1 protein-coding gene is annotated in these 250 nt (G+C 44.0%); it reads left to right on the top strand.

The features are described from left to right. On the top strand, positions 1–250 hold a 250-nt coding region (locus AAEY62_RS23780; protein WP_350636928.1), incomplete at both ends, for a winged helix-turn-helix domain-containing protein.

Below are 250 nucleotides of genomic sequence, written 5' to 3' on the forward strand. Positions count from 1 at the left end.
TACTTGGTAGAGTGTTATCCAAACGCAGTGACGCGTGAGCAACTAATAGAGAATGTGTGGGGTGGTAATCAATATGTGGGCGAAAAAGCACTGACAAATGCCATATGGCATCTTCGTAAAAGCTTTAAAGAACTCGACCCCGACAATACCTATATAGAAACACTGCGTAAAACGGGTTACCGCTTAGTACAAAAACCAACAACGCCAGAGCCTGTTAATAGCATTAACAATACGCCGCTTCGCTCTGGGT

The sequence above is a fragment of the Pseudoalteromonas sp. GW168-MNA-CIBAN-0100 genome, assembly GCF_040309225.1.
Lineage (GTDB): Bacteria > Pseudomonadota > Gammaproteobacteria > Enterobacterales > Alteromonadaceae > Pseudoalteromonas > Pseudoalteromonas arctica.